The organism is Bacillus sp. SIMBA_031 (assembly GCF_046535225.1).
Lineage (GTDB): Bacteria > Bacillota > Bacilli > Bacillales > Bacillaceae > Bacillus > Bacillus velezensis.
Window position 1 is genome coordinate 1,050,544 of the sequence record NZ_JAWRXC010000001.1, and the last position, 16,170, is coordinate 1,066,713.

The 16,170-nt window shown below is 48.8% G+C and carries 15 protein-coding genes and 1 pseudogene; 3 read left to right on the top strand and 13 right to left on the bottom strand.

All coding sequences use genetic code 11. The features are described from left to right. Window positions 1-2 precede the first annotated feature (2 nt). From bioD to SB724_RS04830, 4 genes are read right to left on the bottom strand one after another with little or no spacing between them, the layout of a single operon-like run. On the bottom strand, window positions 3-704 hold the full coding sequence (bioD, locus tag SB724_RS04815) for a dethiobiotin synthase (protein WP_044802960.1): 702 nt from the start codon (window positions 702-704) through the stop codon (window positions 3-5). Further along, a complete protein-coding gene (bioF, locus tag SB724_RS04820; RefSeq protein ID WP_410570273.1) occupies window positions 701-1,861 on the bottom strand; it encodes an 8-amino-7-oxononanoate synthase in 1,161 nt (386 codons plus the stop codon). Before bioF ends, bioD begins: the two co-directional genes overlap by 4 nt. Continuing rightward, entirely contained in the window at window positions 1,851-3,197 is a 1,347-nt protein-coding gene (bioA, locus tag SB724_RS04825) for an adenosylmethionine--8-amino-7-oxononanoate transaminase (protein WP_410570275.1), read from the bottom strand. The genes bioF and bioA overlap by 11 nt, the downstream gene beginning before the upstream one ends. Beyond that, the gene (locus tag SB724_RS04830) at window positions 3,197-3,964 is read right to left on the bottom strand and encodes a 6-carboxyhexanoate--CoA ligase (protein ID WP_410570277.1); all 768 of its coding nucleotides are present in this window, start codon (window positions 3,962-3,964) and stop codon (window positions 3,197-3,199) included. The genes bioA and SB724_RS04830 overlap by 1 nt, the downstream gene beginning before the upstream one ends. Window positions 3,965-4,187: 223 nt before the next feature. Here SB724_RS04830 and SB724_RS04835 point away from each other — a divergent pair. From SB724_RS04835 to uptA, 3 genes and pseudogenes are all read left to right on the top strand, one after another. Then, window positions 4,188-4,639, top strand: a pseudogene (locus tag SB724_RS04835) (GtrA family protein). Window positions 4,640-4,645: 6 nt separating this feature from the next. Beyond that, complete coding sequence (gene galU, locus SB724_RS04840; protein ID WP_265971619.1) at window positions 4,646-5,539, top strand: UTP--glucose-1-phosphate uridylyltransferase GalU; 894 nt, start codon at window positions 4,646-4,648, stop codon at window positions 5,537-5,539. A 74-nt stretch (window positions 5,540-5,613) separates the two neighbouring features. Then, window positions 5,614-6,204 carry an undecaprenyl phosphate transporter UptA gene (gene uptA, locus SB724_RS04845; protein ID WP_007410125.1) on the top strand — a complete coding sequence of 197 codons (591 nt, stop codon included), beginning with the start codon at window positions 5,614-5,616 and terminating at the stop codon, window positions 6,202-6,204. A 54-nt stretch (window positions 6,205-6,258) separates the two neighbouring features. On the opposite strand, the gene SB724_RS04850 is transcribed toward uptA, so the two are convergent. From SB724_RS04850 to SB724_RS04890, 9 genes are all read right to left on the bottom strand, one after another. Then, window positions 6,259-7,788, bottom strand: a complete 1,530-nt coding sequence (locus SB724_RS04850; protein WP_410570280.1) for an acyl-CoA carboxylase subunit beta — start codon at window positions 7,786-7,788, stop codon at window positions 6,259-6,261. A 17-nt stretch (window positions 7,789-7,805) separates the two neighbouring features. Beyond that, window positions 7,806-8,585, bottom strand: a complete 780-nt coding sequence (locus SB724_RS04855) for an enoyl-CoA hydratase (protein ID WP_410570282.1) — start codon at window positions 8,583-8,585, stop codon at window positions 7,806-7,808. A gap of 13 nt (window positions 8,586-8,598) precedes the next feature. Then, window positions 8,599-9,498 (bottom strand): hydroxymethylglutaryl-CoA lyase, encoded by a 900-nt coding sequence (locus SB724_RS04860; RefSeq protein ID WP_410570284.1) that lies wholly within the window; start codon window positions 9,496-9,498, stop codon window positions 8,599-8,601. Window positions 9,499-9,513: 15 nt separating this feature from the next. Further along, the gene (locus SB724_RS04865) at window positions 9,514-9,726 is read right to left on the bottom strand and encodes an acetyl-CoA carboxylase biotin carboxyl carrier protein subunit (RefSeq protein WP_265971616.1); all 213 of its coding nucleotides are present in this window, start codon (window positions 9,724-9,726) and stop codon (window positions 9,514-9,516) included. Continuing rightward, a complete protein-coding gene (locus tag SB724_RS04870; RefSeq protein WP_410570286.1) occupies window positions 9,726-11,072 on the bottom strand; it encodes an acetyl-CoA carboxylase biotin carboxylase subunit in 1,347 nt (448 codons plus the stop codon). The genes SB724_RS04865 and SB724_RS04870 overlap by 1 nt, the downstream gene beginning before the upstream one ends. A 21-nt stretch (window positions 11,073-11,093) precedes the next feature. Then, window positions 11,094-12,734 (bottom strand): AMP-binding protein, encoded by a 1,641-nt coding sequence (locus tag SB724_RS04875; protein ID WP_410570288.1) that lies wholly within the window; start codon window positions 12,732-12,734, stop codon window positions 11,094-11,096. A 44-nt stretch (window positions 12,735-12,778) separates the two neighbouring features. Beyond that, window positions 12,779-13,921, bottom strand: coding sequence for an acyl-CoA dehydrogenase family protein (locus tag SB724_RS04880; protein WP_375005465.1), 1,143 nt, complete (start codon window positions 13,919-13,921; stop codon window positions 12,779-12,781). 139 nt (window positions 13,922-14,060) lie between these two features. Further along, complete coding sequence (locus SB724_RS04885) at window positions 14,061-15,599, bottom strand: glycoside hydrolase family 10-like protein (protein WP_265971613.1); 1,539 nt, start codon at window positions 15,597-15,599, stop codon at window positions 14,061-14,063. 120 nt (window positions 15,600-15,719) lie between these two features. Continuing rightward, window positions 15,720-16,100, bottom strand: a complete 381-nt coding sequence (locus tag SB724_RS04890; RefSeq protein WP_003153891.1) for a DUF1360 domain-containing protein — start codon at window positions 16,098-16,100, stop codon at window positions 15,720-15,722. Window positions 16,101-16,170 lie beyond the last annotated feature (70 nt).

Here is a 16,170-nt window from a genome sequence, read left to right on the forward strand (position 1 = left end):
GTTTATCTCCCCATTTGTGTCAGATTCATGAAAGAGGTAACATCTATATGTTTCTCAATCATGTGTTGAATGTTTTCCGGTGAAACGTGATCCAGCTTCGGTGTGATTCCCAAAATCGGAACTTTGCATAATGTTTCAATCATACTCGGGTTTGTCTTTTCGTCCAGCCCCGGGTTGCTCTTTACGCCGTTGATAATAATGCCGAGAACCTCAATTCCCATGTTTTTCGCATATTCAACGGTTAAATATGTGTGGTTGATGGTTCCGAGATCAGGCCTGGTGACAATCACTGCCGGCAATTCCATGGCTTTTATCAGATCACTGACTAAGTAATTTTCACCAAGCGGGACGGAAATGCCGCCTGCCCCCTCGACGATGAAACACTCATGACGATTTTTGATCTTACTCCAGTGGGCCATGACATCCGCCATGCTCACGGATTTCCCCTCAAGCATGGCGGCCGTGTATGGCGCAAGCGGCTCTTTCCATTCAAATGGCGTAATTTCTTCATGAGACAGTGCGGTTTGTGACATGTCTTTCAAGAGCGAGGTGTCACTTTCCGGATGAGTCCGCGGCACACCGCTTAAAAACGGCTTAAACACTCCGATATCCGCCTGTTTCTGCCGGAATGCCGCAGCAAGTCCGCAAGAAACGATGGTTTTTCCGACGCCGGTATCTGTTCCTGTAACAAAAAAACTTCTCATTTGTTTATATTCAGCTCTTTTCTGATGGAATCAAATGCTTCTGTCAGTTCGTCTATGTCCTGTAAGCTGCGATCCGCCGTAACGGTCAGCCTGATTCTGCTTTCGCCTTCCGGAACGGCGGGCGGGCGGATGGCCGGGGCGCAGATTCCCTTTTTCTCCAGCAGCGCAGCGGCTGAAACCGCTGTTTTTGCATCACCGATGATAACGGGGATAATCGGTGTATCTCCGCCTCTTACGGTAAAGCCCATATCGGTCAGCCGCGTTTTTATCGTTTTGACAGATGATTGCAGCTCACGGCGCGTATCGTGCATATCTGATATGATGTCAAATGCCGTATGTGAAGCCGCACAAATTGACGGCGGGAGGGCCGTCTGAAAAATAAACGTCCGCGCCTGATTTAGCAAAAAATCAATGAAAATGTTTGATCCCGCGGCAAAACCGCCTTCCGTTCCTACAGCTTTGCTTAATGTGCCGATGACAACATCCGGACAAACACCGAAATAGTCACTGGTTCCCCCGCCGTTTTCCCCAAGTACACCGGTCGCATGCGCGTCATCTGCTATCACAAATGCCTGGTACTGCTTTGCAAGCGCCATTATGCGGTCAAGAGGCGCGATGGTGCCGTCCATGCTGAAGACGCCGTCTGTGACGATAAAGCGGCGGTTCCGAGCCTGGACGGAGGCAAGTTTTTTCTCAAGATCAGCCATATCAATATGGCGGTACACGATGGTTTCCGCTTTTGATAAACGGCAGCCGTCAACAATGCTCGCATGGTTCAGTTGATCGCTTAAAATGACATCGCCTTTTTGAGGCAGTGAGGCAAGCACGCCGATATTTGCCAAGTAACCGTTTGAAAACAATAAAGCCGCTTCCGTCTGTTTAAAGTCCGCGATTGTTTGTTCAAGTTTTTCGTGCCACACAGTATTTCCTGTCGTTAACCGTGAGCCGCCGCTTCCCGCTCCGAACCGGCTCAGCGCCGTTTGCGCGGCTGTGATCAGCCGCTCATCTTTTGACAGGCCTAAATAGTCATTGGACGCCCAGGTCTGCCGCTTTTGCCCTTTGGTTTTGAGAGCGGTTTCCTGTGTTCGCAGCGTCCGATACAGCCCGTCTCTTTTCACCGCAGCGAGCCTTCCGAGGAGCCATCCGTCAAAATCCACGGCCGGTCACCTCGGCTATCGCTTCTTTCATAATGGAGATCATGGCTTGTAACTGATCGGTTGTGCTGGCAAGCGGCGGCAGAAAGGCGATGACGTCTCCGAGCGGCCGTGTCAGCATACCAAGCTCTCTCATTTTCAAGGACACCTTGTATCCCATCCGCTTTTCAGGCGGATAAGGCTGTTTTGTCCCCTTATCCTGCACAAGCTCTATGCCGCACATGAAACCGAGCTGGCGGACATCGCCGACATGGGGAAGCTGCTTCAGATTATGAAGAAATTTCGCTGCCGTTTTTGATTTTTCGGCGACTTGTTCAACGATGCGCTCTGATTCGAATAAACGCAGATTTTCAATTGCCGCGGCACAGCCAAGCTGATTCCCTGTATAGGAATGGCCGTGGAAAAATGTTTTCATTTTGTCGTAGTCATCGTAGAAGGCTTCATAAATGGCTTCTGTGGCAAACGTCACAGCGATCGGCAAATAGCCTCCCGTAATGCCTTTCCCTGCCGCCATCAAGTCCGGCTGGACATTTTCATGCTCACAGGCAAACATTTTTCCGGTGCGGCCGAACCCCGTTGCCACTTCGTCAATGATCATTAACACATCATATGCCGTACACAGCTTTCGTACGCCTGCCAGAAAGCCTTCAGGCATGACGATCATCCCGGATGCGCCTTGCACCATCGATTCAATCGTAAGTGCGGCAATCTCTTCGTGATGCTTTGCAAGCAGCTGTTCGAGCGCGTGAAGGCATTCATCCCGGCACTGTACGGGGTCGCCGCTTTCAGATCTGTATACATACGGAATCGGGGCTTTGTAGCTTTCAAACATCAGCGGGCCGTACACATGGTGGAAGAGTTCAATGGAGCCGACGCTGACGGCTCCGATCGTATCGCCGTGATAGCCGTTCTGCATAGAAATAAATGTCTGTTTCTCGGGTCTCCCTATGTTTTTCCAGTATTGAAAGGCCATTTTCAGAGCGATTTCCATTGCTTCCGCTCCGCTGTCGGAGTAAAAAACGCGTGTCAGCTTTTCCGGTGCGATGCCTGTCAGCATCTCGGCAAGTTCTGTTGCGGGAACGTTCGTCATACCCAGCAAGGTCGAATGAGCGATTTTTTTAAGCTGTTTTTGAATCGCTTCATCCATTTCTTTTTTTCGGTGGCCGTGTACATTGAGCCATACTGAAGAGAAGCCGTCATAATATTCTTTGCCGCTGATGTCTTTCAGCATGATCCCGTTTCCGCTTTCAATGATTAACGGATCTTCATCGTAATCTTTCATTTGTGTGAAAGGCAGCCAAAGATGCTTTTTGCTTTTTTCAATCATTGATTGTTTCATCATTTCTCCTCCCGCTGAATGAATACAGGCTGCTTCTCTAAAAAATGGATACAGCTCTCCGTATCTATGAAGCCATCTGTAAAGAAAATCCGGCAGCCGCTTTCATCTCCGGCATTTTTCATCTTGGCAATCCGCTGATATCCCAGCTTTTTTGCGGCAACGTAGCCTGTTATGTAATCAGGGTCATCCGACCAGCACAATTCAGCAATAATCCTTGGATATGCGCAAACTTTTGCCGCGATGGCATGTGCTTCTTTTATTCGTGAATTTTCCGGCAGGTTGTGCGTAAAAGCCCATTTTTGAAAATCATGTGACGGCCAATCCACTCGGGATACCCGCACACCTCTATTTCCTCTGCCGTCAATGCGTTCTCCTGCCCGGATATCAAACAGAACCGCTCCTCTTGCTTCTGCATATTCCGCAATGTTTTCGTACGCTTTCTCTATCATGTGCGGGGGAATCCCCGTCTTTTGCAGAAGCTTGCGGGCGATTGCTTGTCCTTTTTCCGGCGTGTCTGTTTGATGGAAAGCAACCGGCAAAGGGCGGATCGTTTCGATCGGTTCATTAATGCTTTCAAGCTGAATCTGCATAAAATCAGGTATCCCTCTTGAGTGCGAGAAGCCTTTATGTAATAAGCCATCTACCGCTTCCTGTAAACCGCCGTAAGTGATGAGCCGTTCTCCGCCGGAAATGTGTTTTCCGCCCTGCTCATGGGTGGCGTTTCGGGAAGCTCTCATTCTGACGCTGTAATAGGTCTCTTCCTGCATTAAATCTCCCTCCTTTCTTTCACTTTGAAATTTAATGTTAACCAAAATAATAAAAGGTTAACACTTATACAGAATATTAGTGCCCTCCACGGAATATGTCAACCTAAACTATCAAACTGTTAAATTAATGAGTTTTGCAAAGCCCCACTACGTTTTCATGTTTTGTTCATATTTTAGTAATTGTTTATTCAACACTGTCCGCTAAAGTAATCCATATCAACAAATAGGACAGCGAACCGCATCTTATTATGAGGGGAGGTCACCGTTATGCTGAAAGAAAAAGTAAAGACAGCAGGCCGTTTTTGCACTGTAGGCGTCGGCAATACGCTGATCGATTTTGGTGTCTTCTTTCTTCTCGCCGCTTGTCATGTCCCCTATCTTCCGGCGCAGATCTGCTCCTATTCGGCAGGGATCATCAACAGCTATGTATGGAACCGGAAGTGGACGTTTCGTGTAAAACGCAAGGCTGACGAGAAAGAGATCATGCGATTTGTCATGATTAATCTTGCCGCGTCGGGAATCACCTTTTTGCTGCTTTACGCGTTTCAAAAAGGCGGCTGTTCGCTATTGGTGAGTAAGTTCGCCGCCACTATCGGCGGAATGATGATGAATTTTATCGGAAACCGAATCTGGGTATTTGGAGATTCGCTGAAAAACATACAGGATCAGGAGTGAAGATGAATGAGAAAAAAAGTGAGAAAAGCGGTCATTCCCGCAGCAGGTTTAGGAACGAGATTTCTGCCGGCGACAAAGGCGCAGCCTAAAGAAATGCTGCCGATTGTCGACAAACCGGCCATCCAATATATTGTCGAAGAGGCCGCAGCGGCAGGAATTGAAGATATATTGATTATTACAGGGAGAAACAAACGCTCGATTGAAGATCATTTTGACCGGTCGGCGGAATTGGAATTCAATCTTGAGGAAAAAGGCAAGACGGAGGCGCTGAAGGAAATGCAGCGGATTGCCGATTTGGCCAATATTCATTACATCCGTCAGAAAGAACCGCTCGGATTAGGACATGCGGTGCTGTGTGCGGAGCATTTTATCGGAGATGAGCCTTTTGCCGTTCTATTAGGTGATGATATTATGGTATCTGATACTCCTGCTCTTTCACAGCTCATAGACGTCTATAACCAACACGGCACAGAAACGATCGGCGTACAGCCCGTCGATCCTGCTGATGTCAGCAAATATGGTATTATACAGACGGGGCGGCAGAGCGGTCATGTGTACCAGGTTGAGGATCTGATTGAGAAACCGGCTGTTGAAAAGGCGCCCTCTCATATTGCCGTGATGGGCCGCTACATATTAACCCCTGCCATTTTTAAAGCGCTGAAGACGATCGGAAGAGGCGCGGGCAACGAAATCCAATTGACAGACGCGCTGCGCGAAGTGTGCCGCACCCGAAGCATTTACGCGCGGGAGCTTGAAGGAAGCCGGTTTGATATAGGAGATAAGTTCGGCTGTTTTAAGGCCGGCACGGAGATAGGGCTTCTGCGGGAAGAAATGAGACCGAAACTTTTAGCTTATTTAGAAGAGGTGTTAAAAAGAGAATCTGAAGAAATCGTGCGTTAAAAAATAATTTGTAACCATTTTGCTTGTCAATCAGTCATATAATTGGGTAAAAAGATAAAGAGGTTGTGAACAGTGTGGGCAATTTTATTAGTGAAATATTATCCTGGCTGACAAGTATGGGCTATTTAGGGATTGCGCTCGGATTAATGATCGAAATCATTCCGAGTGAAATCGTTCTGGCTTACGGAGGCTATATGGTGTCAGAAGGCACGATCAGCTTTATCGGCGCCATTGTCGCCGGTGTGATCGGGGGAACGATCGCGCAGTGCTTTATTTACTGGATCGCCCGTTATGGGGGACGGCCGTTTTTGGACAAGTACGGCAAGTACTTACTTCTGAAAAAGCATCATGTTGATGTTGCGGAAAACTGGTTTCGCCGTTACGGCGCCGGCGTTGTGTTCTCGGCGCGGTTTATCCCGGTCGTCAGACATGCGATCTCCATCCCGGCCGGCCTTGCGAAAATGCCTCTTTCCAAGTTTGTCATATTGACGACACTCGCCATTATTCCGTGGTCTGTCATTTTCGTTTATCTCGGGTATCAGCTCGGGGGACAGTGGAAAGACGTAGACAGCTATGCCGGAATGTATACAACTCCGATCATTATATTGGCTCTCGTATTTATTGTTGTTTATTTTGTTGTGAAGAAAATGAGATCAAGACTGTGAAAAAAGACTGCATAAGAACGGCTGCGAGCCGGATCTATGCAGTCTTTTTTTTATTTATACCGGGTATACGGGGTGTTTCCGGTGTGTGAATGTCAGTTGTTTGGACATGTAAGCAGTGAGGCGTTTATTGAGTTCTTCCCGCAAGGAATCAGCAGGAACAATGCCGTCAATCACCATTTCAGAGGCAAGCCGGTAAAGGTTAATGTCTTCCTTATATTCATCACGCTTTTCTTGAATAAAAGCTGGCCTTTCTTCAGGTGTGAGCTCGCTGATTTTGTTTGCGTAGACCGCATTCACCGCTGCTTCAGGACCCATTACGGCAATTTGCGCAGTCGGAAGCGCTAAACAGCAGTCCGGTTCAAAAGCAGGCCCCGCCATCGCGTATAATCCGGCACCGTAGGCTTTTCTGACGATAACGGAAAGCTTCGGAACAGTCGCTTCCGCCATTGCGGAGATCATTTTTGCGCCATGCCTGATGATGCCCGCCTGCTCAACCTTCGTTCCGATCATGAATCCGGGAATGTCTGCTAAAAACAGAAGCGGAATATGGAATGCGTCGCACAAAGCGATAAATTTTGCGGCTTTATCCGCCGAATCGAGAAATAAAACCCCCCCTTTGACACGCGGCTGATTGGCGATAATGCCGACCGGCTGTCCGTGAATCCGCGCAAGCCCCGTTATTAATTCCTGCGCAAATAACGGTTTAATCTCAAAAAATGAGTCTTCATCGATGACACGTTCAATTAAATCCATCATGTTGAACGGTGCGTTTTGATGTGCCGGGATGACATCTGAGAGCGGTTTTTCAAAAGCTTTCGGGTTCTTAGATTTATTGACGGGCGCTTTGTCAGTATAATTTGACGGAAAATAGCTGAGGTATGTCTGCGCCATCATGATTGCTTCCTGTTCCGTCTGGGCGAGGAGATCACCGCAGCCTGATACGGAACAATGCATACGGGCGCCGCCCATTTCTTCAAGCGATACTTTCTCGCCAATCACCATTTCTGCCATACGCGGGGAACCTAAGTACATGGATGCATTGCCTTCGACCATAATGACAATGTCGCAAAAGGCCGGAATGTAAGCGCCGCCCGCAGCGGAAGGGCCGAACAATAAACAGATTTGCGGAATGCGGCCCGACAGCTTTACTTGATTATAAAAGATGCGGCCGGCTCCCCTTCTGCCCGGGAACATGTCGACCTGATCCGTAATTCTCGCACCTGCGGAATCGACTAAGTACAAGAGCGGACACTGAAGCTTTTCCGCCGTCTCCTGAATGCGGATGATTTTTTCCACCGTTTTCGCGCCCCACGAGCCCGCCTTTACGGTTGAGTCGTTTGCCATCACACAAACGGTTCTGCCGCCGATGGTGCCGATCCCGGTAACGACCCCGTCTGCCGGAAGTCCGTCTGACATGCACTCGGCGAAAAAAGCGTCTTCAACGGATATGCCGTCATCGAATAAAAGCTTCAGCCTGTCTCTTACAAAAAGTTTTCCCTTCTTTTCGTTGCTTGCGTGATATTTCGCGGCTCCTCCCTTTTCAATCGTTTTGCTGCGTGTCTGCCGTTCTTTTTCGTAATCCATCCGAGTCCCTCCATGTTTTATTTTCCTTTGTATTCAGGGGGTCTTTTTTCTTTAAAAGCGCGCAGGCCCTCTTCTCTGTCAAGTGTGGGGATGACTTGTTCATATGCTTTTCGTTCGATTTCGAGTCCTGTATTGAGATCTGTCTCCAGACCCTTGTTTATCGCGGATTTTGCTTGTCTGACGGCGATCGGCCCATTAGCGGCGATTCGGCCGGCCAGTGCTTTTGCTTTTTCCATAAGTTCATCGGCTTCATAAACATGCTCGATCAGCTTCATGTCTTTTCCCTCTTCTGCAGAAAGTCTTCGGCCGGTATAGATCAATTCTTTTGCCGCGCCAGGGCCGATAAGCCGGGGCAGTCTCTGTGTTCCGCCCGCCCCGGGAATAATCGCAAGCCCTGTTTCAGGAAGGCTGAGGCCCGCCCGGCTGACGGCTGTTCTGATATCGCAGGCGAGGGCGAGTTCAAGGCCTCCTCCGACAGCGGTTCCGTTCAGCGCTGCAATGACTGGCTGCGGGAGAGCTTCAATGGATGCGGCCGTTTCACCGATACGCCTGACGCTTTGTCTGACTTGTTCATGATTCATCCCCGCTCTTTCTTTTAAATCAGCACCGGCGCAAAATGTGTTCCCGTTGCCGGTGAGAATGACACAACGAATGGATGGCGAGTTTTTGATGTCTTCAATCACACGCTGTAAATGATCAATCATTTCTGAAGACAGCGAGTTGGCCGCATGCGGGCGGTTCAGCGTGATCAGACCGATCGTTTCTTGACAGACGGAATACAAGACGCAATCTTCCATGGCTTCTCCTTTCTCATTTCGTTCTGAATGCCTGCAGGTTTCTGCTTGGCAGGTTTTTGCCTATTTTATCCGCGATCCAACCGGCGGCATAAAGAAGTTTATTCATGTCCGTCCCGGTATCAATCCCCATTTGTTCGAGCATATAAATGACGTCTTCTGTGGCAGCGTTGCCTGCTGATCCAGGGGCGTACGGGCAGCCGCCAAGCCCGCCTGAGGAAGTATCAAAGGATGTGATGCCCATATCAAGAGCGGGAATGATATTCGCTAGAGCCGTTCCTCTTGTATCATGGAAATGGAGTGCGATTTTTGAGGCGGGAATTCTCGGCAAAAGGGCTTCAAGCACGGCTATGACCTGCAAGGGGTTTGCCGCGCCGATCGTGTCGCCGAGCGATATTTCATCAACACCCATTTCGAGCAGGGTGTCTGACAGGCGGATGACTTGTTCGACCGGCACGTTCTGTTCGTACGGACAGCCGAACACAGTGGACAGATAAGCTCTCGTCGCCATTTTTTCAGCTTTTGCTTCAGTAATAACCCGCCTGAGCTCTTGAACGGTCCGGTCAATCGGTTTGTTTACGTTTTTTTGGTTATGGGTTTCGCTTGCAGATAAAAATACACATGCCTGATCGATTCCGCCTTCTGCCGCATGCTCCAGTCCGATGAGGTTCGGAACGAGAGCCGCGTAGACCGTATGTTCAGATCTGGCAATGCCTTTTGCGACGTCCAGGCTGTCACGAAGAGCCGGAATCCATTTCGGATGCACGAATGATGTCACTTCGATATAGGGAAGGCCTGTTTTTGACAGCATATTGATCCACTCAATCTTATCTTCTGTATCCACCCACGCCGATTCATTCTGCAAGCCGTCACGCGGTCCTACTTCATTGATGCGGACATGTTTCGGACAGTTCATGCTGCACCTCCCGTTTTATTGAAGTTCAATCAGGACCTCTCCTTCATCAGTGAAATCACCTTCTGATTTTTTCACTTCTTTCACCGTACCCGCTGCATCAGCGATAATCGGAATTTCCATTTTCATAGATTCCAAGATGGCCACTTCCTGTCCTTCTTCAATGACATCACCCGGCTTCACATGAATTTTCCACAGGTTTCCCGCCATCTGAATTTTTATGACGCGCATTATGACGCCCCCTCGTTCATTGTTTGTAAAAAACCGGTTGTTGCCTCGCCCTTTTCAAACACTTCTGAATGAGCAATTTTTGTCAGCAGCGGAATGTTGGTTTTAATCCCTTCTACATGATATTCGCCAAGGGCGGTTTTCAGTTGTTCAATGGCTTGTTTTCTCGTATTCGCCGTGACGATCATTTTGGCAATCATCGGATCGTAAAACGGAGAAATGACGCTTCCCTTTTCGACGGCGCATTCGTGTCGCACTGACGGATGTTGTAAAACGGAAAAAGACGAGATGGTACCGGGTGACGGGTAAAAGGTGACCGGATCTTCCGCATAGATCCGCACTTCAATCGCATGACCGCGGTGGTTGATATCTTTCTGCGAGAAAGTCAGCGCCTGCCCAGCGGCAATTTTCAGCTGTTCTTCCACAAGATCCAGTCCTGTAATTTCTTCTGTCACCGGATGCTCCACCTGCAGTCTTGTGTTCATCTCTAAAAAATAGATTTGTTTCTTTTGGTCGACGAGAAATTCTATTGTGCCTGCATTTTGGTAGCCGATCGATTTAGCGGCTTTAACGGCGGTTTCACCGAGTCTTTGTCTTAATTCATCGTCAACAAACGGCGACGGCGCTTCTTCTATCACTTTTTGGTGGCGCCTTTGTACTGAACAGTCACGTTCAAACAGATGAACGGTGTTGCCGAAAGAATCTGCGAGTATCTGAATTTCAATATGACGGGCATTTTCAATGACCTTTTCCATGTACATTGCGCCGTCTCCAAAAAAGGACGCGGCCCGCTTTTGATTTCCTTCAAACGCTTTGGCCAGCTCTTCTTCTGAATGTACGATCTGCATGCCGATTCCGCCTCCTCCTGCGGACGCTTTCAGCATGACCGGAAAACCGATGGCACGGGCTTCGGCTAAGGCGGAGTGAACATCGGGCAATGGCTCTGAAACACCGGGAACGATCGGGACCTTTGCTATTTGCATCGTTTTTCGGGCTTCTATCTTGCTGCCCATCTTGGCTATGATATCACCGGGCGGACCGATAAATGTGATTTGTTCCTTCCGGCAGCGTTCAGCGAACAGGCTGTTTTCTGACAGAAGCCCGTAGCCCGGATGAATGGCGTCCGCTCCGGCGGATTTGGCGGCTTCTATGATTCTGTCGATATGTAAATAGCTTTCATTTACTCTCGATTTTCCGATCGGATAGGCCTCATCAGCCGCTTTTACGTGCAGCGCGTCCCGGTCGGCTTCTGAATAGACAGCTGACGAGGGGATGCCGAGACGTTTGCAGGTGCGGATAATTCTTAAGGCGATTTCTCCTCTGTTGGCAATCAGGACTTTTTTAAACAAATGTGAAGCACTCCTTTTTCATTAAGTTAACTTGAGCTCTTCAATCGTTTTTTCCCGCAGCTTGAATTTCTGAATTTTTCCTGAGGCTGTCATTGGATATTCATCTGTAAACAAAACGTACCTGGGGACTTTATAGCGGGCGATATGTTCTTTGCAAAAGGTTCTGATGTCTTCTGCGGAAGCGGTTTGTCCGTCTTTGAGCCTGACCCATGCCGCGGCCTCTTCTCCGTATTTCGGATCAGGCACGCCGACGACCTGAACGTCTGCTACCGCGGGATGCCGATATAACATTTCCTCAATCTCGCGCGGATAGATATTTTCGCCGCCCCTGATCAGCATGTCTTTCAGACGGCCCGTGATTTTGCAGTATCCGTCCTCGTCCATGACCGCCAAATCACCGGTATGCAGCCAGCCGTCTTTGTCTATCGCTTCTTCGGTCGCTTCTTGATTTTTATAATAGCCTTTCATGACATGATATCCGCGGGTGCAGAGCTCTCCTTGTTCGCCCCGGTCGGCTTCTTGGGATGTTCCGGGCCGAACGATTCTGACTTCGATATGGGGAAGCGCGCGCCCCGCTGTTTCCACTCTTCTTTCAAATGAATCATCCGTTCTTGTCTGCGTAATGACAGGTGATGCTTCGGTCTGTCCGTAGGCAATTGTAATGTCAGTCATCCCCATTTTGCCGATCACTTCTCTCATGACTTCCGCCGGGCATGGCGAGCCTGCCATAATACCGGTTCGGACGTGAGAAAGATCATATTCAGAAAAACGGCTGTCATGAAGGAGGGCGATAAACATCGTCGGTACACCGTGCAGAGCCGTGCAGGCTTCTTGCTCCACCGTTTTCAGAACGGCCGGCGGAGAAAACTGTTCGATCGGAATCATCGCCGCACCCGCGGAAACACATGCCAGCACGCCGAGCACACACCCAAAGCAGTGGAAAAACGGCACGGGAATACATAAACGGTCACTTGAAGTAAGCTTCATGCATTCTGCGATATTGGCCGCGTTATTTACGATATTAAAATGTGAGAGCATGACGCCTTTCGGAAATCCGGTCGTACCTGATGTATATTGCATATGAATGCAATCATCCTTTTTCAGGCTGTCCATCCTTCCGTCAAGCTCTGCATCCGTTACAGACTCAGCATCCTTCAGCAAAGAATCCCAACGGTGCATCCCGGGCGGGCTTTTATCACCGATAAATAACACCGTCCGTAAAAAGGGATAACGTTTCGAACGCAGCCTGCCGCGCTCACACGTTTTCAGCTCCGGAATCAGCTTATTCACTATCTCAACATAAGATGTCTGCCGGTAGGAATCCATGATTATCAGGGCCGAGACGTCTGAATGTGCCAGCAGGTAATCGAGCTCTGCGATTTGAAAATTGGTATTAATGGTGACCAGAACGGCGCCGATTTTCGCCGTTGCAAATTGCGCCGCGAGCCATTCCGGAATGTTGGATGCCCATATGGCCACATGATCTCCTTTTTCAACTCCCAGCTTCATCAGCCCTTTTGCGGTTTGCCGGCATAACCGGTCAAACTCGGCATACGTATAACGAAGGCCGCGCTCAGGGTAAACAACCGCTTCACGATCCGGAAAAAGCTCCGCGGTCTGCTCAAGCAGCTTTCCGGCTGTTAAATGGATAAGTTCAGCCATATGACCTGCCCCTTTCCATCCCTGTCTTAGTAAACGTTTTCATTTCACTTCAAAAGCTGTCTTGCGATGACCATTCTTTGAATTTCTGACGTTCCTTCGCCAATCTCCATCAGCTTTGCGTCACGAAGCATACGTTCGACACCGCATTCCTTCATATAACCGGAACCGCCATGAATTTGGATGGCCTGAAGGCATGCTCTGACGGCCATTTCTGAAGCATAAAGCTTGGCGAATGCCGCTTCTTTCGTAAATGGCAGGTTTTGATCCTTCAGCCATGCCGCTTTAAGCACCATCTGTCTGGCAAGGTCAATTTCCATCGCCATATCGGCCAGCTTAAATTGAATGGCTTGAAATGACGATATCGGACTGCCGAACTGCTTGCGTTCCTTCGCATATGACAGCGACGCCTCCAGTGCGCCTTGAGCGATACCGACAGCCAGTGCCGCAATCGAGATCCGCCCGCCGTCTAATGTATATAAAAATTGTTTAAAACCCTTTTCAGGATCACCGAGCAGGTTATCGGCAGGCACCCTGACATCCTCCAGCACAAGCTCGGCCGTATCCGACCCTCTCACACCCATCTTGTCGTACGGATTTGTAATCGTAAATCCCGGTGTGTCTGTCGGGACGATGAGAGCTGAAATGATCGGTTTTCCGGCGGAGTTCTTTCCCGTAACGGCGGTGACAATGACAGTGCGGGCGTAATTTGCGTTTGTGATCCAGCATTTCTCTCCGTTTATCACATAGTCATCGCCCTTTTTCTCGGCTTTTGTCTGGGTTCCGCCGGCATCTGAACCGGCATTCGGCTCTGTCAGTCCGAAAGATCCGAGCGCTTTTCCCGAAGCAAGCGGAATAAGATGTTCTTGCTTTTGCTGTTCAGTACCGAAATAGTATAATGGGCTTGCGCCGAGTGACACGGCTGCCGCGTAGCTCAGCCCCGTGCTGCCGCAGGCTTTTCCGATTTCTTCGACCGCTGCTGCATATGAAATGGTGTCACCGCCCGCCCCGCCGTATTCTTCCGGAAACGGAATTCCGAGCAGCCCGAGTTCGCCTATTTTTTTAAATGTGTCTATCGGGAAGACGGCTGATTGATCAACCTCATGGGCTTTCGGGGCAATTTCATTTTTGGCGAAATCTCTGACCATTTCGCGCACCATCTGCTGTTCTTTTGTCAGTTGAAAATTCATTAACCTTCCTCCTTCTGCTGCTTTCTACATTTTATTAATGGGGGTCTTTATTCATTCCATCCAAATGAAGTCTGAACATTCGGACTCATCCGCTACAAAAAAACTGACAGCGCCGCAACTGTCAGTTTTATTAATAATGCTATTTAACCGTCCGTTTTGCGGAGGGATGGCTCTCATGGTGAAGCCTGTCAACGGAAGTAACGATATAGGTGCAGACTCCTTTCGCCCGAGTATCAGTATCTGAAAATGTCTGCGTCCGTGACGATGTTTTTCTGACTGTATCCACTAAATAAGGCTGCTTTCCCTTTTCTGCGCGGTAAATGGCGTAATAAGCCGTTTTTTTACCGTTGGATTTCGCATCTTCAATATAGAGTGTATGGCCTGAAGCATTCTTCTCCGCCCGTTTGACAGCCGGTTTTTTTAAAGCGGAATGTCCGAGCCAAGGCATCTCGGGAATTAATGCGGGCCGGCTGTACATGTCTTTGATCAAACGGTTTTTCACATCGAGCGGATTACGGTTTAAATCCTTTAAACTGAAATGCATGCTTCCTTTAATCCAAGCTGATCCCCTGTTTAGAGTAATCTGTCTTCCGTATTCCCCCGGGTCGGCCCAGGCCGGGTCAGCATTGTTGTTGATTTTATAAGCTGCCTGCCCGATATATAAATGCACCGGCCGATTGTTCACTTCTTTTCCCCACCAATCCGCTAAGACGTCATATGCCGCCGCTTTAAATCCGATGCTCCAGTAAATTTGCGGTGCGATGTAATCAATGTATCCTTTTTGGATCCATTCTCTCGTATCAGCGTATAAATCATCGTAGTTCCGTACCCCTGCGGCCGTTTCGGAGCCTGTCGGGTCATCTGCGGCATTTCTCCATACGCCGAACGGGCTGATTCCGAATTTGACATAAGGTTTTTCTCGTTTGATGGTTTGGTTGATTTCTTTTACAAGCCGGTTGACGTTATCCCTGCGCCAGTCATCAACTGATGCAAAGTGAGCTTTTCCGTACCGTTCGTATTCCGCCTGATCGGGGAACTCCTGTCCGGCAATTTTATAAGGATAAAAATAATCATCCATATGAACCGCATCAATGTCATAACGGCTGACCACTTCTTTGATTCCATCCGTTATAAATTGTCTTACTTCCGGAATGCCCGGATTATAGTACAGCTGTTTTCCGTATGCAGCGACCCAGTCCGGATGGGAACGCGCGGGATGATCATCTGAAAGCGCATTCAAATTTGTGTGATTCATCGTGATCCGGTAAGGATTGAACCAAGCGTGAAATTCAAGATTCCGTTTATGTGTCTCTTCAACTAAAAAAGCAAGCGGATCGTAGCCGGGATTTTTGCCTTGTGTTCCTGTCAGATACTCTGACCAAGGCCCGTAATCTGATGGATAAAAAGCATCAGCCGCAGGCTTAATTTGGACGATAACGGCGTTCATTCCCATCTCCTGAACGTCATCCAGCAGCTTGCTGTATTCTCTTTTTTGCTCTTCCGGTGACAGCCCTTTTTTAGAGGGCCAGTCGATATTGGTGACAGACGCGATCCATACGGCTCTCATTTCTCTCTCCGGCTGAGTGCCGCTTGCTTGTGCGGATGCTGAGAATGTAAAGATACCGGCTGTCAGTACAACGGCCAAAAACCATATCATGCTAAAACGGCAGCTTTTCATGTTTTTCCCCCTCTCTGCTTTACGGTATTCCGAAGCATTCCGGGCGGTGAATCAGAAAGCCTGCTTTGCTCCTCTCAGCCTAAAAGGGAAAGAAAAAAGTCCTAAAGCGAATAAAACGCTTTAGGACTTTTTATGTTTTATGGCGGCGAGCACGTCAATGACCTTCGTTCCGACGCCGACACATGTTTCAAGAATGGCCTGCGCTCCGGCGATGGATAAAATGAAAATAACCGGATGTGCATAGCGGGGCCAGACCAAGTAGCAGATACCGATCAATATGGCGCACCAGACGCCCGCACACCAATAACATTGCAGCATATAACCGAATGCGGAGGAAGGGACTTTTTTTTGGACGGCGCGCCCGTTTTGATCGACGGTTTTTTCTTGCTTTATAAAGGGTTTTCTTATGAATTCCGTAATCTTATCAAATACGATCAAATGGGTCAGCCGGTAGCTGGCAAGAATGATCATTACATACGTAAGCCAAGATAGGTTCGTCATGTCAAAGCCTCCAAAAAAACTGAGTTTGATTCCCCTATCTTGCCCTTTGTCTTCTTCAGCCATTCTGCCG

Bases quoted from the DNA above. Each gene is read 5' to 3' on its own strand.
- bioD (WP_044802960.1), bottom strand. From the start codon at position 704: ATGAGAAGTTTTTTTGTTACAGGAACAGATACCGGCGTCGGAAAAACC.
- bioA (WP_410570275.1), bottom strand. From the start codon at position 3,197: ATGAAACAATCAATGATTGAAAAAAGCAAAAAGCATCTTTGGCTGCCT.
- SB724_RS04830 (WP_410570277.1), bottom strand. From the start codon at position 3,964: ATGCAGGAAGAGACCTATTACAGCGTCAGAATGAGAGCTTCCCGAAAC.
- galU (WP_265971619.1), top strand. From the start codon at position 4,646: ATGAGAAAAAAAGTGAGAAAAGCGGTCATTCCCGCAGCAGGTTTAGGA.
- SB724_RS04850 (WP_410570280.1), bottom strand. From the start codon at position 7,788: ATGGATTACGAAAAAGAACGGCAGACACGCAGCAAAACGATTGAAAAG.
- SB724_RS04855 (WP_410570282.1), bottom strand. From the start codon at position 8,585: ATGGAAGATTGCGTCTTGTATTCCGTCTGTCAAGAAACGATCGGTCTG.
- SB724_RS04860 (WP_410570284.1), bottom strand. From the start codon at position 9,498: ATGAACTGTCCGAAACATGTCCGCATCAATGAAGTAGGACCGCGTGAC.
- SB724_RS04865 (WP_265971616.1), bottom strand. From the start codon at position 9,726: ATGCGCGTCATAAAAATTCAGATGGCGGGAAACCTGTGGAAAATTCAT.
- SB724_RS04875 (WP_410570288.1), bottom strand. From the start codon at position 12,734: ATGGCTGAACTTATCCATTTAACAGCCGGAAAGCTGCTTGAGCAGACC.
- SB724_RS04880 (WP_375005465.1), bottom strand. From the start codon at position 13,921: ATGAATTTTCAACTGACAAAAGAACAGCAGATGGTGCGCGAAATGGTC.
- SB724_RS04885 (WP_265971613.1), bottom strand. From the start codon at position 15,599: ATGAAAAGCTGCCGTTTTAGCATGATATGGTTTTTGGCCGTTGTACTG.
- SB724_RS04890 (WP_003153891.1), bottom strand. From the start codon at position 16,100: ATGACGAACCTATCTTGGCTTACGTATGTAATGATCATTCTTGCCAGC.